This window comes from Pedobacter sp. AC163 (assembly GCF_979258665.1).
In genome coordinates this window covers 2839938-2860992 of record NZ_OZ409872.1, presented here as the reverse complement: position 1 = coordinate 2860992, position 21055 = coordinate 2839938, and the positions used below count along the sequence as shown (strand labels likewise).

The 21055-nt window shown below is 37.8% G+C and carries 17 protein-coding genes; 6 read left to right on the top strand and 11 right to left on the bottom strand.

Annotated features, from left to right (window positions below; genetic code table 11):
* The first annotated feature begins 152 nt into the window (after positions 1-152).
* The 3 genes from ACZZZK_RS12280 (at position 153) to ispF (ending at position 4653) form a co-directional block, all read left to right on the top strand.
* A complete protein-coding gene (locus ACZZZK_RS12280; protein WP_463484396.1) occupies positions 153-2741 on the top strand; it encodes an AsmA-like C-terminal region-containing protein in 2589 nt (862 codons plus the stop codon).
* Between the two features lie 194 nt (positions 2742-2935).
* On the top strand, positions 2936-4123 hold the full coding sequence (gene porV / locus ACZZZK_RS12275; protein ID WP_463484395.1) for a type IX secretion system outer membrane channel protein PorV: 1188 nt from the start codon (positions 2936-2938) through the stop codon (positions 4121-4123).
* Positions 4124-4173: 50 nt separating this feature from the next.
* A complete protein-coding gene (gene ispF / locus ACZZZK_RS12270; protein WP_463484394.1) occupies positions 4174-4653 on the top strand; it encodes a 2-C-methyl-D-erythritol 2,4-cyclodiphosphate synthase in 480 nt (159 codons plus the stop codon).
* A 687-nt stretch (positions 4654-5340) separates the two neighbouring features.
* On the opposite strand, the gene ACZZZK_RS12265 is transcribed toward ispF, so the two are convergent.
* From ACZZZK_RS12265 to ACZZZK_RS12220, 10 genes are all read right to left on the bottom strand, one after another.
* A complete protein-coding gene (locus ACZZZK_RS12265; RefSeq protein ID WP_463484393.1) occupies positions 5341-8745 on the bottom strand; it encodes a glycosyltransferase in 3405 nt (1134 codons plus the stop codon).
* A gap of 235 nt (positions 8746-8980) precedes the next feature.
* On the bottom strand, positions 8981-9850 hold the full coding sequence (locus tag ACZZZK_RS12260) for a pirin family protein (protein WP_463484392.1): 870 nt from the start codon (positions 9848-9850) through the stop codon (positions 8981-8983).
* A gap of 63 nt (positions 9851-9913) precedes the next feature.
* Entirely contained in the window at positions 9914-10444 is a 531-nt protein-coding gene (locus ACZZZK_RS12255; protein ID WP_463484391.1) for a YceI family protein, read from the bottom strand.
* A 180-nt stretch (positions 10445-10624) separates the two neighbouring features.
* On the bottom strand, positions 10625-11215 hold the full coding sequence (locus tag ACZZZK_RS12250) for a Crp/Fnr family transcriptional regulator (protein ID WP_056850792.1): 591 nt from the start codon (positions 11213-11215) through the stop codon (positions 10625-10627).
* A gap of 11 nt (positions 11216-11226) precedes the next feature.
* Positions 11227-11385, bottom strand: coding sequence for a FeoB-associated Cys-rich membrane protein (locus ACZZZK_RS12245; RefSeq protein WP_082455068.1), 159 nt, complete (start codon positions 11383-11385; stop codon positions 11227-11229).
* A 54-nt stretch (positions 11386-11439) separates the two neighbouring features.
* Positions 11440-12627, bottom strand: coding sequence for a hypothetical protein (locus ACZZZK_RS12240; protein ID WP_463484390.1), 1188 nt, complete (start codon positions 12625-12627; stop codon positions 11440-11442).
* 121 nt (positions 12628-12748) lie between these two features.
* Positions 12749-13576, bottom strand: a complete 828-nt coding sequence (locus ACZZZK_RS12235; protein WP_463484389.1) for a type 1 glutamine amidotransferase — start codon at positions 13574-13576, stop codon at positions 12749-12751.
* Between the two features lie 6 nt (positions 13577-13582).
* Positions 13583-14683 carry a carboxylate-amine ligase gene (locus tag ACZZZK_RS12230; RefSeq protein WP_463484388.1) on the bottom strand — a complete coding sequence of 367 codons (1101 nt, stop codon included), beginning with the start codon at positions 14681-14683 and terminating at the stop codon, positions 13583-13585.
* A gap of 28 nt (positions 14684-14711) precedes the next feature.
* Complete coding sequence (locus tag ACZZZK_RS12225) at positions 14712-15815, bottom strand: ATP-grasp domain-containing protein (protein ID WP_463484387.1); 1104 nt, start codon at positions 15813-15815, stop codon at positions 14712-14714.
* Between the two features lie 71 nt (positions 15816-15886).
* Complete coding sequence (locus ACZZZK_RS12220; protein WP_463484386.1) at positions 15887-16594, bottom strand: esterase family protein; 708 nt, start codon at positions 16592-16594, stop codon at positions 15887-15889.
* A 169-nt stretch (positions 16595-16763) separates the two neighbouring features.
* Between ACZZZK_RS12220 and ACZZZK_RS12215 the strand changes: the two genes are divergently transcribed.
* Entirely contained in the window at positions 16764-17573 is an 810-nt protein-coding gene (locus tag ACZZZK_RS12215; RefSeq protein WP_463484385.1) for an alpha/beta hydrolase, read from the top strand.
* 4 nt (positions 17574-17577) lie between these two features.
* Here ACZZZK_RS12215 and ACZZZK_RS12210 read toward each other — a convergent pair whose 3' ends face one another.
* Positions 17578-18255 (bottom strand): TIGR02117 family protein, encoded by a 678-nt coding sequence (locus tag ACZZZK_RS12210; RefSeq protein WP_463484384.1) that lies wholly within the window; start codon positions 18253-18255, stop codon positions 17578-17580.
* A gap of 87 nt (positions 18256-18342) precedes the next feature.
* Between ACZZZK_RS12210 and ACZZZK_RS12205 the strand changes: the two genes are divergently transcribed.
* Together ACZZZK_RS12205 and typA are read left to right on the top strand one after the other, a co-directional pair.
* Positions 18343-18822: a VOC family protein gene (locus ACZZZK_RS12205; RefSeq protein WP_463484383.1), complete on the top strand. Its 480-nt coding sequence runs from the start codon at positions 18343-18345 to the stop codon at positions 18820-18822.
* Positions 18823-19078: 256 nt separating this feature from the next.
* On the top strand, positions 19079-20875 hold the full coding sequence (gene typA / locus ACZZZK_RS12200; RefSeq protein WP_056850801.1) for a translational GTPase TypA: 1797 nt from the start codon (positions 19079-19081) through the stop codon (positions 20873-20875).
* The last annotated feature ends 180 nt before the right edge of the window (positions 20876-21055 follow it).

Here is a 21055-nt window from a genome sequence, read left to right as displayed (position 1 = left end):
TTTTATCCCATAACGTATTATTTTATGACGTATTGTGTCTTTTAAATTTTTGGTCGATTTATTTGAGATTTGGTCGCAGATAAGCGTTATTAATTTGGTTCGTTTATTGACAAGCTATATGCCCAAACATTATATTTTTAAAGGATTAACCCATGTTTAAGAAAATTTCCATAGTAATTGTTGCCCTCATTGTAATTCTACTTGCCGCTGCTGCTGCCATTCCAACATTTTTTAGAAAAGAGATTGATGCTAAACTGAAATCAACCATTAATAAAAGTATAAATGCCAAGGTAGATTTTAAAGACCTGGATTTAAGTTTGATTACTTCTTTCCCCAACTTGGGGATAAAAATCAACGATTTGACTATCATCGGTGTCGACAGCTTTGCTAAAGATACACTTGCAAATGTTAAACAATTGCAATTAAATGTTAACTTATTGAGCGTAATTAAAGGCGAAACCTATCAAATCAAATCCGTAGATTTTAATGAACCTACTATTTATGCCAGGGTTTTAAAAAGTGGAAAGACGAATTGGGATATCATGAAAAAAGATTCGGCTGAAAATAACAACGATACCGCTAAAACAGCATTTAAGGTTGCTTTGCAAAAATATGCTATCGAGAATGGCAATATTACTTACGATGATGCTTCTCTTGGTTTTTTGATGGAACTAAAAAACCTTAATCATAACGGTAAAGGAGATTTCACACAAGATTTGTTTACCCTAAAAACACAATCTGATATTGAAAAACTGACAGTAAAATATGGTGGAATTCCTTATTTAAATAAAGTGAAGCTGGATGCAGAGTTGCCGATTGACATTGATATGAAAAATATGAAGTTCACTTTTGCTGAAAATAAAATCAAATTAAATGAGCTTGTTTTATCTGCTGTTGGTTATCTGGCTATGCCAAATGAGAATGATATTACCATGGATTTGAAATTTGATGCCAAACAATCGGAACTTAAAAATTTCCTTTCATTAATTCCGGCTATTTATGCTTCGAACTTTAAGGATATGGAAGCGACTGGAAAATTTGCTATGAATGGAACTGCAAAAGGGACTTACAACGAGAAGTCGCTGCCCGCATTTGATGTTAATCTATCCATTGAAAATGGAAAAATAAAATACCCAACGCTACCTTCAGCAATCAATAATATTCAAGTTAAATCCAACATTAGTAACCCAGATGGCGTAATGGATCATACTGTAGTAAATGTGCCGGCCTTCCATTTGGAATTTGGCAATGTGCCTGTTGATGGAAGATTGCTTTTGAAAAATCCAACAACAGACCCATTTGTAGATATGGCCTTGAAGGGTAAATTGGATCTGAAACAATTGACTGCAATATTCCCGATGAAGGATATGACTTTAACTGGGATTTTGGATGCTGATGTTCAGGCAGCAGGCCGCAAATCTTCCATCGATAAAGGGCAATATGAAGCTTTCAAGGCATCCGGACAAATGTTGGCAAGCAACTTTACTTATTCAGGTAAAAATGTACCGATGCCCTTTAGTGTGCCGACAGCAAAAATGACTTTTAGCCCTAAAAACATAACGTTGAGTAATTTAACTGCGAAAGTGGGCAAAAGTGATTTCGCCGCTAACGGATCTGTAAATAATTACCTGAGTTATTTTTTCAAAAAGAACCAAGCGCTACAGGGTAACTTCAATTTGTCATCAAACTTAATTGATGTAAATGAGTTGATGGGACCGAAATCGGCAACAACAGAAAGTGATGCTAAAAAAAGCTCTTCTAAGTTATCAGTATTTGAAGTTCCAGGAAATATAGATTTTAAAGTTGCCGCGAAGGCTGGAAGAGTGCTGTACGATACCTACGATATTACAAATGCTCAGGGAGCACTCTTAGTAAAAAATAAAACAATTACCTTTCAAAACATGGGCATGAATATGCTTGATGGTACTGTGAAAATGAACGGATATTATGCTACTTTGGATCCGAAAAAACCAAAAGTTGATGTTGATTTTGGGATTGAGAAAATGAGTATTCAAAAGGCATTTGGTGCTTTCAATACAATAAAGTTGCTAGCGCCGGTAGCCAAATTTGCACAAGGAGTATTTTCTACCAATCTAAAGTTCAATTCAGATTTGGATCAAAATATGATGCCTGTATATTCCAGTATCAATGCCGATGGTTTGGCAGATATTATTCAAGCTACAGTTGCGGGTTTCGAACCGTTAAATAAATTGGCTTCGGCATTGAGTTCTGATAAATTAAAGAAGCTGGAGCTGAACAATGTGATAACCAAATTTAAAATTAAAGATGGCCGGTTAAATGTTGCTCCTTTCGATATTAAAAAGGATGGCATTGTTATGAATGTTCAAGGTTCAAACGGATTGGACCAAACGATGGCTTACGATTTAGCCTTAAACGTACCTCGGGCAATGCTTGGCGCTAAGGCAAATGAAACTGCAAATGCGATGATTGCAAAATTAAACAGTAAAGTGGGCTCAAATGTATCTATGAGTGAAACAATAAAAGTAAACGCAGTTTTAGGCGGAACAATTTTGAAACCAACTATTGGCTTAAAATATGGTGCTGGAGATGCAAAGTTAGCTGCAAAAGATGCTGTAAACTCTGTTATCGCAGGGAAAAAGGCCGAATTACAAACAAAGGCACAGGCTAAAATTGATACCGTTAAAGCTAAAGCTACAGAAAAGGTTAAAGATGCTATTGCTGATAAATTGAATAATTTATTTAAAAAGAAGAACAAATAATTAAATACGTAAGCGCTTAGTTAGTTAATAGTTACGATTTTTATGGTTTCACGAAACTGTAAAAATCGCAGCTTAAGTGATTAAATAATCACATATTTCGTAATTTGGTAAAATATAATTTTTGGTTTTGCGTTATCAAACTAATCTGCAGAATAACAATGTCCCGAAGATCTAAAATTACGTACCTTTAAAGGATGAATTTCAAGTACATCATTAAACTTGCTTTTTCTGCACTCTCTTTGGCCTTGGTATTTGGTAAAACAAATGCACAAGTGGTTATAGGTACAACTCAAACCAACGGTAGCGAATCGAACAACATTGTAACAGCGGTTCCTTTTTTATTGATTACCCCGGATGCTCGTTCCGGTGCAATGGGTGATGCAGGTGTTGCCGTTTCAGGCGATGTAAATTCGGCGAGTATAAATGCTTCTAAATTGGCATTTATCGATAGACCCTACGGTTTTTCAGTTTCTTATAGTCCGTGGTTGAAAAGTTTGGTGCCTGATATTAATCTTGCATATTTAAGTGGCTTTTACAAACTTGATGATCGAAATACTATTGGTGCTTCACTACGCTATTTTTCGTTAGGTACTATTCAATTAACAGATCTTAATCAGCAAGATTTAGGTATTGCAAACCCTAACGAACTGGCATTTGATGTTTCATTCGCCAGAAGCTTTGGCGAGGAATTTTCATTAGGTTCGTCCGTTAGATATATTTATTCAAATTTAGCCTCTGGTCAGTTATCTTCTTCAGGCCAGGTACGCGGAGGTAAATCAGTAGCAGTAGATGTTTCTGGATTATATAAAACAGCAACAACCATGTTCGGAAAGCAGGCTGTGTTATCTGCAGGTGCCAATATCTCAAACATTGGTACAAAAATGAGCTATTCTGACGGCGGTGAGAATTTTTTCTTACCTACCAATTTTAAACTTGGCGGGGCCTCGACTATTGTTGTTGATGATTATAGCACCTTTACCTTAGCGCTCGATTTTAATAAATTGTTGGTTCCAACCCAGCCTATTTACGATTCGAACAACAATATTATTAGTGGTAGAGATCCAAATCGTTCTGTTCCTGCTGGTATTTTTGGCTCGTTCTCTGATGCGCCAGGTGGTTTTAGCGAAGAACTCAGAGAGGTTGGAATTTCGACGGGTTTAGAATATTGGTACAACCAGCAGTTTGCTTTGCGGGCAGGATATAATTATCAAAGTCCATTAAAAGGTGATAGTAGATATTTTACCCTGGGTTTAGGTTTGAAATACAACGTTTTCAATATTGATTTCTCGTATTTGTTAGCAAACGCACAAACAAGTCCACTGGCCAACACGCTCCGTTTCGGTCTTTTGTTTAACTTTGGCGATAAGAAAATCATTAGATAAGATTTTCATAAAGTTTTCCAATATTCAGTTAAACATTTAATCTTTTTCCAATGAAAATTAGAGTAGGCTTTGGTTTCGATGTGCATCAACTAAAAGATCAACATCCGTTTGTAGTTGGTGGTGTAACGTTAGATCATCATAAGGGCGCTTTTGGCCATTCGGATGCTGATGTTTTGCTTCACGCCATTTGCGATGCTTTACTAGGCGCTGCTAACCTTCGCGATATTGGTTTTCATTTTAAAAATACCGATGATCGCTGGAAAGGAATAAGCAGCATTATCCTGCTAAAAGAAACAGTTAAATTATTGGCTGATAAAGGCTGGCAAGTGGGAAACATCGATGCTATGCTTTGTTTGGAAGCTCCAAAAATCAATCCTCACATTCCGGCCATGCAAGAAAATATCGCTGAAGCAATCGGAATTAGCACAGAAGATATTTCGATTAAAGCTACCACAAATGAAACGATGGGTTTTGTAGGTAGGGAAGAGGGCGTTGTCGCCTACGCCGTTTGTTTAATCGAAAAAGTATAAATTCCAATAAATATTTTGAAGCGCAAAACCAGTTTAAAACATTAAATTTATGCTCGTTTTGCGCTTTTATACCTGCCTACGGTTGGCAGGCTTCGCTCGTCATGCTTCTTCACTGCAGGGTAACGATTCAACCGGGACTACAAAGCAGCAACAGTATTCATTTTCATAGTTTGCAAGGTGCTGACTCTTATTGCAAAGGTTCTGTCTAACAGAATTGCTGAGCGATGGTTTCCATAATTGATCTCACAAAGATGACGAATTGCAGGCTTCTATTAATTCAACTGAAGGTCATGAAACGTTCCTACGGAACGAAATTGAAATTTTATCTTTCGTCTACCCAGGATTCGTCCCTACGGGACGGGAAACCGTTCTTCTAGCATTAATAGCATGAAAGGTGCTGAAATAAGTTTGTAATGAACGAAATTGTTAGCTTATATGTAGCATAAATATGGAAAGTACTAAGCGTTCATTTTATAACCGATCGTCGCTATGATTTTATTTGAGGACCTGATTACATGCGTAACATTCTTTTCAAATACCAAACCGCCAATTGCTACCCGTATAAATTTCGTTCCGTAGGAACGATTCATCGGTAGCACATTATAACGTTATGCCCTCGTTCCGTAGGAACGTTTTATGATAACAATAAAGTCAATTGGAAATCTATCAAATTGATTGTTCATTGCATCAAACAACAGCTTCCTTCACATTTCCTGTTCTTTTTAGCGTTCCCCAAGATTCCAGTTCTCCTTTGATGGCTTTTCTCATCGATCTAAAAAGAACCAGGTACATCAGCTGCCGCCAAAAAAACCGCTGAGGAAAAAGGTAAATCAGGTTTTTTAGCTTCTCTTTCTCCATTTTAAATGCAATGGCTGCAAAAATGATATCAACAAAAATGAAGATCAAATAATAAAACAGCACTTGACCGAAGCCATTGTGTAAGCTTAAAATTCCGGAGATACCAGTTAACGTTAAATTGTTAATGGTACTCAAAGAAAACAGACCACTTACCAATGAAATCAGCATAAACAAATCTGCCAAAGGGGAAAACAGGGGCAAAATAATTTGATAGATTAGAATATTAGGCATGCCTATCATTCCAAAATAGCCGTATTTTTTATTTAGTAGTGTTTTGCGGTTTTTCCAAAAACTCTGCATCACACCAAAGCTCCAGCGAAAACGTTGCTTTAAAAGCATATTTACAGTTTCTGGCGCTTCGGTATAGGCTATAGCTGAATCACAGTTTTTTACTTTATAGCCTGCTTTTAAAATCCGCATGGTTAAATCGCAATCTTCAGCTAGCGTATCGATGGTGAAACCCCCAACTTCTAACACTACCGCTTTTCTAAATGCTCCAATAGCACCAGGTACAACTGTTATCGTGTTTAATAAATCGAACGCTCTGCGATCCATGTTTTGCGAGGTGATATACTCTATCGATTGCCATCTGGTGATGAGGTTTCGCGTATTTCCAACCTTAACCGTACCGGCAACAGCAGCAATGTCTTCCTTATAGAAATAACGCATCATTTCTGTTACTGCATTTGCTTTCAGTTGCGTGTCAGCATCAATACAAATGATAAAGTCAGCATTGGCTCTGGCAATTCCATAATTCAGCGCAGAAGCCTTACCGCCATTTTCTTTTTTATAAACTTTAACCTGTGCATGATTGCCGAAGTGGGTATCGATAACCTGGAAGGTGTTGTCTTTCGACCCATCATCAACAAAAATCAATTCGAAATTCGGATAATCAATTTTCAGCAGACTTTGGATAGTTTGTACAGCGGTGATTTCTTCATTGTAAGCCGGAATGATAATACTTACCATTTGGTTAGGATTTTGAACAAGTTCAGCCGCATTCAGTTTTGCCAGTTTACGCTGTTTAATTGCCAGGTAGGCAATAAAAATCGTCCTTAGAATAGCTAAAACAATAGCCACGGAAAATACCGCGTTCAAGATGATATTACCGTAATAAAAGAAGTTTATGAAAAAATAATCTCCCGATCCGGTAAATCCGCTATTCGCTTCGGAATTTACAGCGGGCATCAGCTCTGCTCTTTTTTTGCCCATTAAATCGCCAACGGTGGTGAAAGTATAACCCTGAGATTTGAAAAATTTAATAATTCGCGGCAAGGCTGCAACGGTTGCTTCGCGATTCCCGCCAGCATCGTGTAAAAGCAGAATGTTTCCGTTATCTTTTTGTTTTACCACCTCGTTGAAAATCTGATCTGCTGTTTTGCCAGGCTCCCAATCTTCAGGATCGATATACTCACCAATGTTAATGTAGTTTTCTTTACGACTTTGTGCCACAGGCAAAATTTCTGATATATTTTGCGGCTCGGCATCTGCATTGAAAGGCGCACGAAATAAAATAGTACTATGGCCAGTAACCGCCTCAATCAATCTTCTGGTGGCATTAAGCTCAAATTTTACCCTTCGAGGGCCAATGGCTGACATATCAGGATGAAAAAAGGTGTGATTTCCAATTTCATAACCTTCATCATATTCTCTTCTCAACAATTCCATGTTTTTTTCGGCCATGATGCCTACAACAAAGAAACAACCCGGCACTTTTTCCTGTTTTAAAATTTGAAGAACCTGTGGCGTGTAAACAGGATCAGGACCATCATCAAATGTAAGCGCAATTTTTTTGTCGGCTTCCCCAAACCGTTTAATCACATATTTTTCTGGCAAAAGAATGTACTTTTGGTTTGCGATGCTGAAATCAGTTTTATTAAGCGTAAACTGAACGGCACCAGGTTTGGGCGTAGAAACCAAATCCAATATCTCTCCGTCGCCAATGTAAGAGATGCCAGTCATGTTCAAAGTAGAAATCTTGCGTAGATCGAATGGCTTTTTCTCTAAAGCATTCAAGCTCAAATCTTCAGAAATGAAAGACCATAACCTTTTATCTTCTGATCCTAAACGCCACAGGGCAATACCTGCGATTCCCCAATCATCAGCTTTGCGTATGATGTTGAAATAGGTTGCCGCATCTGTAAAATATACATCATGTTGAATGCCGCTTCCATCTTTATAACTATAATTCAAATTTGCGGAGGAAGGATTGTAGGTTACTGCACTTTTGTAATTGACAGCAGAAGTGATCGCTTCTTCATAGGTTACAGATTTGCCAACACTATTTTTTGGCCAATCATAACCATAACAAGCCAATGCTAATATTACTTTATCCGCATCAACTTTAGTGCAAATATGATCAAGCTTCTCTTCTACCCATTCTTGGTTTGATACATCGCCAGAATTGCTTAAATCTGTATGCTGATCATAAGCCATAATCACAATGTAATCATTGTATTTCTGCAAAATATCGGGTTGATAATCATCATTTTCAGGAGAAATATCTTGAGATACAATTAGATTTTTTGCATGAAACTGATTGTACAGATTTTTCATAAAGGAATTGAAACTATTGCTGTTTTCAAGATTCAACTCTTCAAAATCAACATTTATTCCTTTGTATCCATATTTTTGAACGATTGATATCAAGTTAGAAATTAACTTTTGTTGAGCGGGTAGATCATTCAGTAATCGTTTCACAGCATTGCCATCCCAATGGTCTTTATTAAAATTAGAAACTACTGCAATGGCTGATTTTTTACTGTCGTGAATAACTTTCAATGCGGCAGTGTCGGCCTTATCAACAATAGAATCGCCATTTAGGAAAAAGGATTCTGTAGCAACCATATCAAGGTGGCCAATATTTCGCTTAAGGTCTGATAAGGATTCGTTTTTTGTACCTGCCCAACTTACATAAAAAGCCATATTAATGCGTTTGTGATTGCCACGTCTATGAAGCACTCTATTCTCACGGTCCTTTTTTATTTTTTGCAGCTTCGATTTCGCTATAGAGAAAGCTTTGTATTGTTGCGATTTTTTTAATTTATCTAGCTGCTTAGCCGTAAGCGGCGTATTGGTATTAATAAAAGGCAATTTTGGCGCCTGAACCGACGATAAAGTAAACGCAACGCAAACAATCGCGATGATGAAAACTAAAAAAAACGATCGGCTAACCCAGGTAAAAGTATTCCAGCGTCTTTTGTTCTCAGTTTGAAATATTTGTTTTCCGGACATTTTTCTTCTGATTTAATAATCAAATGTCACTAACGAATATGAAGATTGTATGAAAATGATTTGGAGCGCAATGCCTGCAATATTTCTTAACGTTCCTCCTGCTTTACGCTATATTCCCGATGAAAAAAGAATCGGGAGATACCGCTGCAATCAGGGCTAAGTACTTACATAGGCACAAAAAAGCCGGCAATCTTTAATAAAAAAGCCGGCTCAAAATATAAATTATAAACCTGTATTATTCTTCTAAATAACCAAATCTGCCTTGATTGTAGTCTGAAATTGCCTGAGTAATCTCAGCCTCCGTGTTCATCAAGAATGGACCGTATTGAACAATTGGCTCATCAATTGGTTCACCGCTTAAGATTAATACAACGGAATTTTCAAGCGCTTCAATTTTAATTTCTTCTCCTTCATTTTTGAAGTAGATGAAATTATCGGCAGAAACGATTTCATTGTTATTTACCTGAATTGAACCTTCAATCACCATAAATCCGGTGTTAAAGTTTGCGGGAAAACTAAATTCGGTTTTTCCGCCTTTGTTTAACCTTGCATTGTACAATTCTATAGGTGTGAAAGTACTGGCGTTGCCCTTAATTCCATGATAGCTTCCTGCAATGATTTCAATTTTTCCGCCATCATCGCTTAAATTATAATGGGCCATTTCACTTTGCTGAATAGCCTGATATTTTGGCTTATTCATTTTGAATTTTGCCGGAAGATTAACCCAAAGTTGGACCATTTGAAAAGGGCCACCCGCCAAGCTGTAGTTCTCTTCGTGATATTCTTTATGTAAAATACCGCTTGCTGCTGTCATCCATTGCACATCGCCTGGATAAATAACGCCGCTATTGCCCGAACTATCATGATGCGCCACTGCTCCATGGTAAGCAATAGTAACGGTTTCGAAACCGCGATGGGGGTGTACGCCAACGCCCCGAGGCTCTTTCCTGGCAGAAAATTCAATCTTTGAGCCATAATCCATTAAGAAAAAAGGGCTCATATTAATTTCATAACCGCTCGGAAAGAACTTATGCACTCTAAAGCCATCTCCAACCATGTGTGGTGCAGGTGCTTTTAGAATATTGGCTATTTGTTTAGTTTCCATACTTGGAGATTTGGTTCAGCGTTTGGATGTAGGCGATTTGAACAACGCTTAACGCCTATACACTTAAGCTTGTTTTACAAACTGCAATTCTCCAAGAAGGCGTACTTCTTCACTCACCATAACACCACCTGTTTCCAATGCAGCATTCCAGGTTAAACCAAAATCAGAACGGTTAATTTTTCCACTTAAGGTAAAACCAGCCTTAGTATTTCCCCATGGGTCAGTTGCAATACCACCGAATTCAGCAGTTAATTTTACAGGTTTAGTTTCTCCTTTAATGGTTAAGTCACCTTTAACAATGTAATCGTCGCCATCTTTCTCTACTGAAGTAGATTTAAATTCGATGTGTGCAAATTTTTCAGCGTCAAAGAAATCTCCGCTTTTTAAGTGGTTATCACGATCTGTATTTCCTGTATCTAACGAATTAATATCGCCTTTGAAAGAGATCTCACTGTTTTCAAACTCGTCGCCTTCTGAAGTTAGTTCGGCTGAAAAAGATTTTAAGCTACCTGTAACGGTAGTAATCATTAAGTGTTTTACTTTAAATTGTAATTCGCTGTGTGTTGGATCTAATGTCCATTTAGTAGTTGCCATATCTTTTTGTTTTTGAGGTGTTTAATATTTACACTACAAAATTACAGCATGGGCCTGAAATAGAAATTGATGTATGTTAATTAAATGAGTGAATTAGAGAATGATAGATTGATTCGAACGAATTACGAAAAGGATTGATTAGAAAATGTTTACAATTTGGAAATTCAACACTCAAAATTTCTACGATGGTCTAAAGTGTTTATTGGCCAGTTCTTTTCTCACACGACTTAAAGATTCTGGCGTTATTCCCAGGTAAGATGCAATCATCCACTGCGGAACGCGGAGCGTGAGGTTTGGGTAAAGTTTTATAAAATCGAGGTAACGTTCTTCAGCTGTTGCACTTAAAAGCATATTAATCCTTTTTTGCATAAACCGGATAGAATTATTAAGTAATCTTGTGTGCATGGGCTGCAAACATGGAACTTGTATAGCGGCTTGTTCCATGAAGTCGTTTGGCATAATCACTACTTCTGTCGCTTCAATAGCATCTATAAAAAAAACAGATGCTTCATTGTTCATGCTATTGCGATCAGATATTAACCAGTTCTCGGGAGCAAACTGAAGGATATGTTCTTTGCCTTTTGCATCAATAGAGTAAGCACGAAGCAGACCTTTACAAACAAAAAAGCCGTGTTTCGTGATGTCGCCAGTGTATTGAACGATTTCGGTTTTATCGAATTTCTTTATTTTTAAACCAGTGGAAATACTGTCGAATTGCTCATCAGTTATTTGAATTTTTTCTTTAAGGTAATTTTTAAACTGATCAATCATAAGTGCTGAAATTACTTTTTCGCAGGCTTAATATCAGAAAAATCTACGCCACACTTGCAATTACCACCACATCCATCTTTTTTAACCTGTAAAGATTTATAAACCAAACGGCCAACGTATACCAATGCAACCGCAAAAAGTAGAAAGACTAAAATCGTTTGAGTATTCATAAAACAAATATAAGCTGATTTAGCGGTTTTGAGTTCAGAAGAGTGTAAAAAAGGTTATTCTTCCATAAAACCGACTGTTCCGCCAACCCAATCGAAATCTGCATTGTAACGAACACCGATCATTTTACCTTTACTTAGCCGACCTAAATTTGTGCAAAGTTGCGGCTCACCTCCATCAGGCCATAAATACATCATTCTAATTTCTGCCTTTACGCCACCATCGGGAGATTGAACAGCAGGTTCGTAAGTAACTTTCCGTTGTAAAATCCAATTTTCCGGATCAGCGATTTTAGTAATATCAGCTTCGGTAACATCTATAATCACCCCCATTCCCGCAAAAGAGAAAAGTGGTTTTAGAACATAATTTTCCAGGTCAGTCGGTGTTGTAGACAACTCATTTAAAAAACGGGTTTCAGGAACAAATTCACTTTTTAAAAATGGCATGGTATACTTACTTATTCTGTAAAACCAGTTTGGGTGCGTCACCCATTCAATGTCCAGTTCTTCCCGTGGGTCGAAACTGTTTTTAAATATTTCGGTATTGTTGGCTACTTCATCGAATATTAACCGATTATAAATTCGTTTCAATTGGATTTGCTGACCATTTTCTTCGTAAAATAACTGTTTACCATTTTTCTTGATATCCTCTAAAGCCAGGATTTTAATGCCGAGCATCTTTTGGGTTACGAAAAAATCAATAGCAGTTTTTTGGTTTGGGGCATCTACATCCATCAAAGCAACTTCATGCGGTTGATGTTTGCCTATAATTACTTCTTTAAAAAGTTTGATGTATTTTTCTTCGTCAAAACCGTTTAAGAAATGATTCACGGAGTTATCGATGTCAAAACACTTCCTAAAGGTGTTTGCCAAATGAATTTGAAAGCCATACAGTGAGGGGAAACCTTGCATTTCGATCAGCATTGGGGTTAATTCGCCAGCTTCGTTTTTGCAAATTCCGAAATCAAAAGTTAAAAAATGGGGCTGTTCATTCTCATTCGGAACATTCCAATCTGCAGGAATCGATTTTTGCGTTAATTCCTTAAAGTTCGGCTGCTTTATTAGATTAACAATTTCTTCACCTGCTGCAATCAGCTTTTCTTTTAACGCTTTGGGTACAAAAATTGGCGTTTCAGCAACTCGAAAGGGAATTTCGAAATAGTCGCTTTCCAAATCAGTAATGAAGTTTTTGTATTTTTCTTCCGTAAACTGTTCGTTATATTTTTGGCGTTGAGCTGGTATCATAATGTTATTCTTTTAATAATATCGTCATTGCGAGGCACGAAGCAATCTATTTAGAAGAGATTGCTTCGTGCGCCTCAATGACGACAGATTACCTGTTTTTAGCCCCTTTAGGGGTTCGGAGCTACGCCTCCTGAAGATTCCCGATCGCTTTTTTTAAGAAATTAGGAAGAATGACGCTTTGTGTTAACACGATTCTGGTAGGATCATCCAAGCTGTTAAGCATGTCCAAATATTTTTGCTCCCCATGCATATCAACAATAGCTTTTTTCTTTTCATCTTGTAGCAAGTACATTTTCATCCCAATGGGATCCGCCTCAGGGTGAAATTGAGTGCCAATAATTTCATCAGAAAAGCGGATGGACATCATACATCTTTCCAAATCTACGTGTTTACGTTCTTTTTCTATGGCCAGCAGTTTAGCTCCTTTGGCCTCAAAAGCAGCGAAATCTGGCTCGATTACCTGCCAGTCTCTACTGTCAACTGAGAAAAAAGGATTTGTGATGCCACTGAAAATTTCATCCTGCTCGCCATCCTCAGTTAAAGTGATGGGAAAAATTCCGAATGCATTCGATCGTCTTTCCGTTACATTTCCCAAGCAGAACTTTCTACAAGCCAGTTGGAAAGAATGACAAATCAAAAAAGCATATTTTTTTTGTTCGTCATTCGCTGCATTAAAAGCTTCAATCTGATCTAATAGGTTAAAAAAATCGTTTTCCCATTTTTCACCCTTACTTTCAATCGGGCTACCTGGGCCACCGCTCGAGATGTAGGCATCGTATTCAATACCTGGTATTTCACCTTTCTGTCTTAAATCGAAAATATCAAAAGAAAGGTTGATGTTGTTGTCGTTTTTGAATCGAGATAAAATTTCCTGAATACCCCGCATACCTTGATTAGGTGCACCGTTATTCATGTCAATAACGGCGACCTTTAACTCTCTTTTATCCATTTTAAATTACTTTGCGCCTATAAGTGTTTGAGTAGTAATATAGTCTACCACCGATTCAAAGTTACCGGTTTGTTGGTAAACTGCCAACTGTCTGTCTGCACCTGTGCCATGCTCAAGTATTTTATGAACGTATTCTAAATCGTTTCTGCAACCTAACTCGTCCACCACATCATCAACAAAATCGAGTAACTCAAGCACCAAGTTGCGACAATTTACTTCCATTTCTTTACCAAAATCGATTAAATTTCCGTCGATTCCGTAACGGGCCGCACGCCATTTGTTTTCGTTAATTAAGGCTCTGGAATAACTGATAAATTCCATATTCTGCAAACGAAGTTTATACAATTTAGCGCACAAAGCCTGAAATAAAGCCGTAAAAGCCATCGTTTCATCAATCAACATCGGGCAATCGCAGATGCGAAACTCAACGGTATCGAAGAAAGGATGTACACGGATATCCCACCAAATCTTCTTGGCGTTATCCATGCAATTGGTTTTAATCAGGAGCTTTACATAGTTATCGTAATCTTCAATGCTATTGAAAATATCCGGAATGCCTGTTCGTGGAAACTTATCAAAAATCTTAGTTCTGAATGACTTATAGCCCGTATTTCTCGATTCCCAAAAAGGAGAGTTAGTTGACAAAGCAAATACGTGGGGGAGAAAATACCTCACCTGATTTGCAATATGAATAGCCAACTCACGAGATTGAAAACCGACGTGAACGTGTAAGCCAAAAATTAAATTTGAACGAGCTGCTTCCTGCAGCTCGTTTACAATTTCATTGTAACGGGGATGTTCTGTAATTAGTTGTTTTTCCCAGTGGGAGAATGGGTGAGTTCCGGCTGCGCCGATTCTTAAACCCTGCTCACCGGCAAGCTGAGAAACCGTGTATCTCAATTGAGAAATTTCTTTACGGGCTTCTTCAGTTGTTTTGCAAATGCCCGTTCCAACCTCTACTACAGCCTGGTGCATCTCTGCCTTAACCTGGTCTTTATGTATTTTTTGGGCGGCTTCAACAATTTTTTGGTCATGCGAGGTAAGTTCCCTGGTAACGGGATCAACTACCATGTATTCTTCCTCTATGCCCAGCGTAAATTCGTTCATCCTAGTAATATTTGGTTATCTAATCCCGTTATTTTATTGGCTTTTTCTTAGCCACAGGTTTTGCTTCTGTTTTAGGCTCAGCTTTTGGTTTGGCAGGCGCTTTTTCAGCTTTTACTTTCTCTACTTTTGCTGCCGGTGCCTCTGCTTTTGGCATTGCAGGTTTAGCAGTAGCTTTTGCCATTAATGGTTTGCCTGCAACAGAAGTTTTAATGTATTCGCCCCAGGTTAAATTATCCTGACCAGGTTTTTGTGCTTTTGCTCTTTCGATCGCATAATTAGCAGTGGTTTCTACTACCCAATCAAAGTTTTCCTGTCCAACACTTTTAATATCAGCATCGGGTGCTGGATTACAAAAATCGATAGCGATAGGCACCCCATCACGAACGGCAAATTCTACTGTATTAAAGTCGTACCCTAAATATTGACACAATTTCAGCGTATATTCTTCTACGGTTTTTAACAATTTTGGATCTGGTTTTTTTCCATCAACAGCATAACGCAAATGATGCGGGTTGCGAGGTTCGTACTGCATAATGCGAACATGTTTTCCGCCGATGCAATAACATCTGAAATACTCATCGAAAATGATTTCTTCTTGTAAAAGCATCACCAATTGCTCAGTTCCGCTATGTTTATCAAAAAAATCTTCTTTATCATGTAATTTATAAACGTCTCGCCAGCCGCCACCATCATAGGGTTTCATGTAAGCGGGGAAACCCACATAATCGAAAATCGCATCCCAGTTTAAAGGCATAGTTAAGTTTGAGAAAGATTCGCCTGTTGTCCCAGTAGGGTGTTGACGTGATGGAATCAAAGCTGTTTTCGGAACCGGAACTCCAATTTGTTCGGCCAATGCATTATTGAAAAATTTCTCGTCGGCACTCCACCAGAATGGATTATTAATTACTGCGGTACCAGTAATGGCTGCATTTTTTAACGAAGCCCTGTAAAAAGGAACATCCTGCGAAATGCGGTCGATAATTACTGCATAATCCAAAGGAGTGTTTTGCAGTATTTTCTCTATTTTAACAGGCTCGGCACTGATGCCTTTTTCTGCTTTTTGGTTAATTCTCTCTACAACGGCTTCAGGAAATGAGCGTTCCTGGCCAAATAAAATCCCTATTTTTTTCATTGGTACTATTATATTTAATTGTGTAATTGCTTAACTGGCTATTTAATAAAAGCCAAAGCGGTTAAATTTGTTTAAAGTTGTGCAATGTAATTTGGAAACATTTCTCTCCATATCGGCCAATCGTGATCGGCATTCTGGCGGATATCAAGCCAATGATTGATGCCTTTCTGTGCAAGTATGCCCGACAACCGTTCGTTGTCTGGTCGACACATATCTCTATCGGTAGTACCCAAAACAATTTTCATGTAATGAAGTTCAGGATTGCTGTTGTTCATCAAATTATCAACCGGATTGTTGAAATAAACATCATCATTATAAAATCCATCTAACTGACCACTAATATCAAATGCGCCACTCATGCTAAACATATGGCTCACCAGCCAGGGATGCCTGAAAGCAAAATTGGCCGCATGGTACCCACCAAAACTACAGCCAGCAGTAATAATTTTGCTGTGCCCGGTTTCATGTCTGGCTAAAGGTGCAACTTCCTCCAGTAGATACTTGTCGTACCAAATGTGATTTTTTACTCTATCTGCGGGATGTATGCTTTTGTTGTACCAGCTTAATTTATCAATGCCATCAGGGCAATAAATCTTAATCTTTCCTTCATTGATAAAACCCTCAACAGAATCTATCAATTTGAAGTCTTTGTTTTCGAAATATCGCCCCATGCTCGTTGGGAACAGTAGAATAGGGATACCACTGTGACCAAAGATGAGCATGTCGATTTCAGCACTTAAATTTGGGCTGTACCACTTTTTATGTTCTTCTTTAACCATATATAAAATTGAATGTTTTAAGATAGAAATTTAATTCAACAAAAAGAATCTAATCCTTTTAAAATAAAGGATTTTGTAAAAAATGGCTGCCTTTAATTGATAGTTTATCAAGAATTGTACCTTTGTACTTTTTACCAAACTGTGCCGAGCGATTGGGGGTTAGAATATTATGTACACAACAATTTTATCAGTAAAAGTTAATACCAGTAATTTTAAGATACCATCTGCTTATTTGAAGCGGGAGGTTGAAATAGATATATATGCACCTGAAGGCATTTTAGGCAATGAGAAAATAGAACTCCTTTTGCTAAACGATGGCCAGGATGTAGCCAAGATGGATTTCAGTAGGATTTTGCAAGAAGCGCATCACAATAAAAGAAACCATAGGTTAATTGTTGTTGCCATTAGGGCATCTATTGAACGATTAATGGAATATGGAATTGCAGGCGTTCCTGATTTTAAAGGCCGCGGAGCTAAAGCAAATTTGTATACCGACTTTGTGATTAAGGAGCTTTTGCCTTTTGTAAAGAAGAAAATTGCCATGCCGATTACTGGAAGAGTTGGTTTTGCCGGTTTTTCTTTAGGTGGTTTATCAGCTTTTGATATTGCCTGGAATAACCCATCGGTTTTCGATGTGATAGGTGTGTTTTCGGGGGCTTTTTGGTGGAGAAAGAAAGATTTAACCGAAGGCTATACAGATGCAGATCGGATCATGCATTCACTTATTGATTCCACTTCTACAAAATCTGATATGAAGTTCTGGTTAATGACTGGAACTGAAGATGAAAAAGCAGATCGCAACAAAAACTTAATAATCGATTCTATTGATGATACCATCGATGTAGTGAAATCTCTTTTAAGGAAGGGCTATAAGCGCCCTGAAAATATATTTTACTATGAAAAAGTTGGCGGTAAACATGATGTGCCTACCTGGGAAAGCGTGATGCCTGCCTTTTTAGATTGGGCATTTGAAGTTTAGTAGTCTACTGATATTTATTAAGAATTGGCGTATCGAAAATTGTCCAAAGGCAGGCCTTTTGGTCGCAGCTTTTTAATGCGCTATTTGCCCAGGTGTTGCAGGTTTTAAAAATGCTGTAACTTCCTTTCGCTTTATAAAAGGCGTCGGTATCATCGTAATGGATTTCCGAACCAATGTTTATCAAGTTTCCATTTTCATCAGCAAGGAAGCTAGCCGTAATGTAGTTGATTAACTGCTGATACTGTTTGTTGCTAATGATAATCTTTTTACAATGCTGATCCTCAACGGGAGTATGATAGTAGCTGGTATGCATTGCTGAAGTACTTAAGCCAGTAATTGCCCGAAGGCCGGTGCTCAGTTTAAGGTCTGAAAATTCAGGGGTTTCAAGGTAAAACTTCTCATCGCCCCAGCCAAAAGCCAGGTAAATGTAGGTGCTGTCTGCATGTACAGTATGGCTGTATTTAATTTCTTTCGTCCAATCTTTTAGCATATGTATTGCTGGTACCGCAATATCTGTGTGAATGCCATTGCTTATGATATAGATGGAAACGTCATTGCTCGGTACTGGTTTCCCGTTCACCGTAATCCGCGATAATATAAAAGCAGCAAGAAAATAAAAGGCTATAAACGATAGAAATACCACCGTTACCCTTGCTGCATATCTTAAAAATCTTTTATTCATTACTGTTAATGCCAGAAATCACTATTCGGTAACCCATAAATTTTATATCGATATTTCTTATAGGCACATCAACAAAGGTGATTTTCAATGGCTTTAATAAAGCCATACCTTCACCACATGATTAAAGGACTATTTGAAACGCATATTTATGTAGAAAATTTAGAAACATCTATCGATTTCTATAGTAATGTTTTAGGACTCACTCAATGCCATTACGAGGCGGAGCGCAAAATTGCTTTTTTCTGGGTAGGTAAACCGAATGAAGCGATGTTGGGCATTTGGGAAAAGCCAAAAGAAGAAATTGATATCCGTCATTTTGCATTCACATGTGATATTGAAGATATATTGGAAAAATCAGTAGATTTTTTAAAAACGAGAGGATTGCAGCCTTATAATTTCCTTAAGTCTAATGATAGCCAACCCATGGTTTTTGCATGGATGCCCGCTATCGCGGTTTATTTTAACGATCCTGATGGCCATGCTTTGGAATTTATTGCGATTTTAGAAGGAGAAGCTAAACCGGAATTAGGGGTGATTTCTTATTCCGAATGGTTGAACGCTAGATAAGCTGTTGGCACTTGATTTTAAAACATTAATAGTTGGAACAGCGTAGCGATTTAAACCCGATGGCAACGGCAGCTCCGAATTTTTATGAGGACTATAGTGTACAGCGGGACCGGAGCAAACCTAAGTGCTACTTCAATTTGCTTTTCTGATTAAAGATGAGATAATTACAACATTATCATAGGATTAAATAGTGGCTCTTATAGTAGAATTCCCATTTTTAAACACTATCTTTGCGCCAAATTTATAGGCGCATTTTATGCAAAAGATTAGAAATATAGCTATTATAGCACACGTTGACCACGGTAAAACCACTTTGGTTGATAAAATTTTACACTCTTGTTCTGTTTTTCGTGATAACGAACAAAAGGGAGAATTGATATTAGATAACAACGATTTAGAGCGTGAACGTGGGATCACTATCGTATCTAAAAACGTATCAGTACAATATAAAGATGTAAAAATCAACATTATCGATACACCTGGTCACGCGGATTTCGGCGGTGAGGTAGAGCGTGTATTAAAAATGGCTGATGGTGTACTTTTACTTTGCGACGCTTTTGAAGGTGCAATGCCTCAAACACGTTTCGTAACGCAAAAAGCTTTGGCATTGGGTTTAAAACCAATTGTGGTGGTAAACAAAGTGGATAAAGAAAACTGTCGCCCTGAAGAGGTTTATGAGCAAATTTTCGAATTGTTCTTTAACCTTGAGGCAACTGAAGATCAATTGGATTTCCCGGTAATTTATGGTTCATCTAAACAAGGATGGATGAGTACTGACTGGCAAAAACCAACTACAGATATTTTCGCATTGTTAGATGCTGTTGTGGCGAACATTCCACCTGCACCAATTAACGATGGAACTTTGCAAATGCAAATTACTTCGTTAGATTATTCATCTTTCGTAGGTCGTATTGCAATCGGTCGTGTTCACCGTGGTACGATTAAAGAAAACCAACCGGTTACTTTAATTAAACGTGATGGCAAAATTGTTAAAACAAGAGTTAAAGAACTTTATACTTTCGAAGGTTTAGGAAAAATACGTACTCAGGAAGTTAGTTCTGGTGATATTTGCGCAGTTGTAGGTATTGATGGTTTTGATATTGGTGATACAATCGCTGATTTCGAAGCGCCAGAGCAATTACCCGTAATTAGCATTGATGAACCAACAATGAACATGTTGTTCACCATCAATAACTCTCCTTTCTTCGGTAAAGAAGGTAAATTGGTTACTTCTCAACGTATCAAAGATCGTTTGATGAAAGAAATGGAGAAAAACCTGGCATTAAAAGTTGTTGAAACTGAAGGTGCTGATTCATGGTTAGTGTATGGTCGTGGTATTCTTCACTTATCTGTATTAATCGAAACGATGCGTCGTGAAGGTTATGAGTTACAGGTTGGTCAGCCACAGGTTATTGTTAAAGAAATTGATGGTAAAAAACATGAGCCGGTTGAGACTTTAATTGTTGATGTTCCGGGTGATGTTGCTGGTAAAGTAATTGAATTGGTAACTCAGCGTAAAGGTGAGTTGTTAATTATGGAGCCAAAAGGCGATTTACAACACTTAGAATTCGAAATTCCTTCTCGTGGTATTATCGGTTTACGTAATAACGTATTAACAGCTACTGCTGGTGAAGCGATTATGGCACACCGTTTCAAAGCTTATGAGCCTTGGAAAGGTGCAATTCCAGGTCGTTTAAATGGTGTATTAATTTCTATGGATAAAGGTACAACTACTGCTTATTCTATTGATAAATTACAAGATAGAGGTCGTTTCTTTGTAGATCCAGGAACTGATATTTACGAAGGACAGATTTTGGGTGAGCACATCCGCGATAACGATTTAGTAATCAACATTGTTAAAGGAAAAGCGTTAACCAACATGCGTGCTTCTGGTACAGATGATAATGCTCGTATTGCACCTGCTATTAAATTCTCTTTAGAAGAATCTATGGAGTATATCCAGGCTGATGAGTATATCGAAGTTACGCCACAAAGCATGCGTTTACGTAAAATCCTCTTAACAGAGCAACAACGTAAAAACAACGGTAGATAGTTCGCTAAAACCATTATAATATCAAAAAAGCCTCGATGTCAATCGGGGCTTTTTTGTATTGATGGGTTTTTCTTCTTCAAGATGGAAATCAGGGTTTAAACCATTACTCTTGGTTTCCCTCTCCTCAAGGAGAGGGATGGCTACGATTTTGCCATAGCACAAACTTAGTTAGGGTGAGGT

What these genes read in the sequence shown, in the direction of transcription:
- ACZZZK_RS12280 (WP_463484396.1), top strand. Translation starts at nt 153, where the DNA reads ATGTTTAAGAAAATTTCCATAGTAATTGTTGCCCTCATTGTAATTCTA.
- porV (WP_463484395.1), top strand. Translation starts at nt 2,936, where the DNA reads ATGAATTTCAAGTACATCATTAAACTTGCTTTTTCTGCACTCTCTTTG.
- ispF (WP_463484394.1), top strand. Translation starts at nt 4,174, where the DNA reads ATGAAAATTAGAGTAGGCTTTGGTTTCGATGTGCATCAACTAAAAGAT.
- ACZZZK_RS12265 (WP_463484393.1), bottom strand. Translation starts at nt 8,745, where the DNA reads ATGTCCGGAAAACAAATATTTCAAACTGAGAACAAAAGACGCTGGAAT.
- ACZZZK_RS12260 (WP_463484392.1), bottom strand. Translation starts at nt 9,850, where the DNA reads ATGGAAACTAAACAAATAGCCAATATTCTAAAAGCACCTGCACCACAC.
- ACZZZK_RS12255 (WP_463484391.1), bottom strand. Translation starts at nt 10,444, where the DNA reads ATGGCAACTACTAAATGGACATTAGATCCAACACACAGCGAATTACAA.
- ACZZZK_RS12250 (WP_056850792.1), bottom strand. Translation starts at nt 11,215, where the DNA reads ATGATTGATCAGTTTAAAAATTACCTTAAAGAAAAAATTCAAATAACT.
- ACZZZK_RS12245 (WP_082455068.1), bottom strand. Translation starts at nt 11,385, where the DNA reads ATGAATACTCAAACGATTTTAGTCTTTCTACTTTTTGCGGTTGCATTG.
- ACZZZK_RS12240 (WP_463484390.1), bottom strand. Translation starts at nt 12,627, where the DNA reads ATGATACCAGCTCAACGCCAAAAATATAACGAACAGTTTACGGAAGAA.
- ACZZZK_RS12235 (WP_463484389.1), bottom strand. Translation starts at nt 13,576, where the DNA reads ATGGATAAAAGAGAGTTAAAGGTCGCCGTTATTGACATGAATAACGGT.
- ACZZZK_RS12230 (WP_463484388.1), bottom strand. Translation starts at nt 14,683, where the DNA reads ATGAACGAATTTACGCTGGGCATAGAGGAAGAATACATGGTAGTTGAT.
- ACZZZK_RS12225 (WP_463484387.1), bottom strand. Translation starts at nt 15,815, where the DNA reads ATGAAAAAAATAGGGATTTTATTTGGCCAGGAACGCTCATTTCCTGAA.
- ACZZZK_RS12220 (WP_463484386.1), bottom strand. Translation starts at nt 16,594, where the DNA reads ATGGTTAAAGAAGAACATAAAAAGTGGTACAGCCCAAATTTAAGTGCT.
- ACZZZK_RS12215 (WP_463484385.1), top strand. Translation starts at nt 16,764, where the DNA reads ATGTACACAACAATTTTATCAGTAAAAGTTAATACCAGTAATTTTAAG.
- ACZZZK_RS12210 (WP_463484384.1), bottom strand. Translation starts at nt 18,255, where the DNA reads ATGAATAAAAGATTTTTAAGATATGCAGCAAGGGTAACGGTGGTATTT.
- ACZZZK_RS12205 (WP_463484383.1), top strand. Translation starts at nt 18,343, where the DNA reads ATGGCTTTAATAAAGCCATACCTTCACCACATGATTAAAGGACTATTT.
- typA (WP_056850801.1), top strand. Translation starts at nt 19,079, where the DNA reads ATGCAAAAGATTAGAAATATAGCTATTATAGCACACGTTGACCACGGT.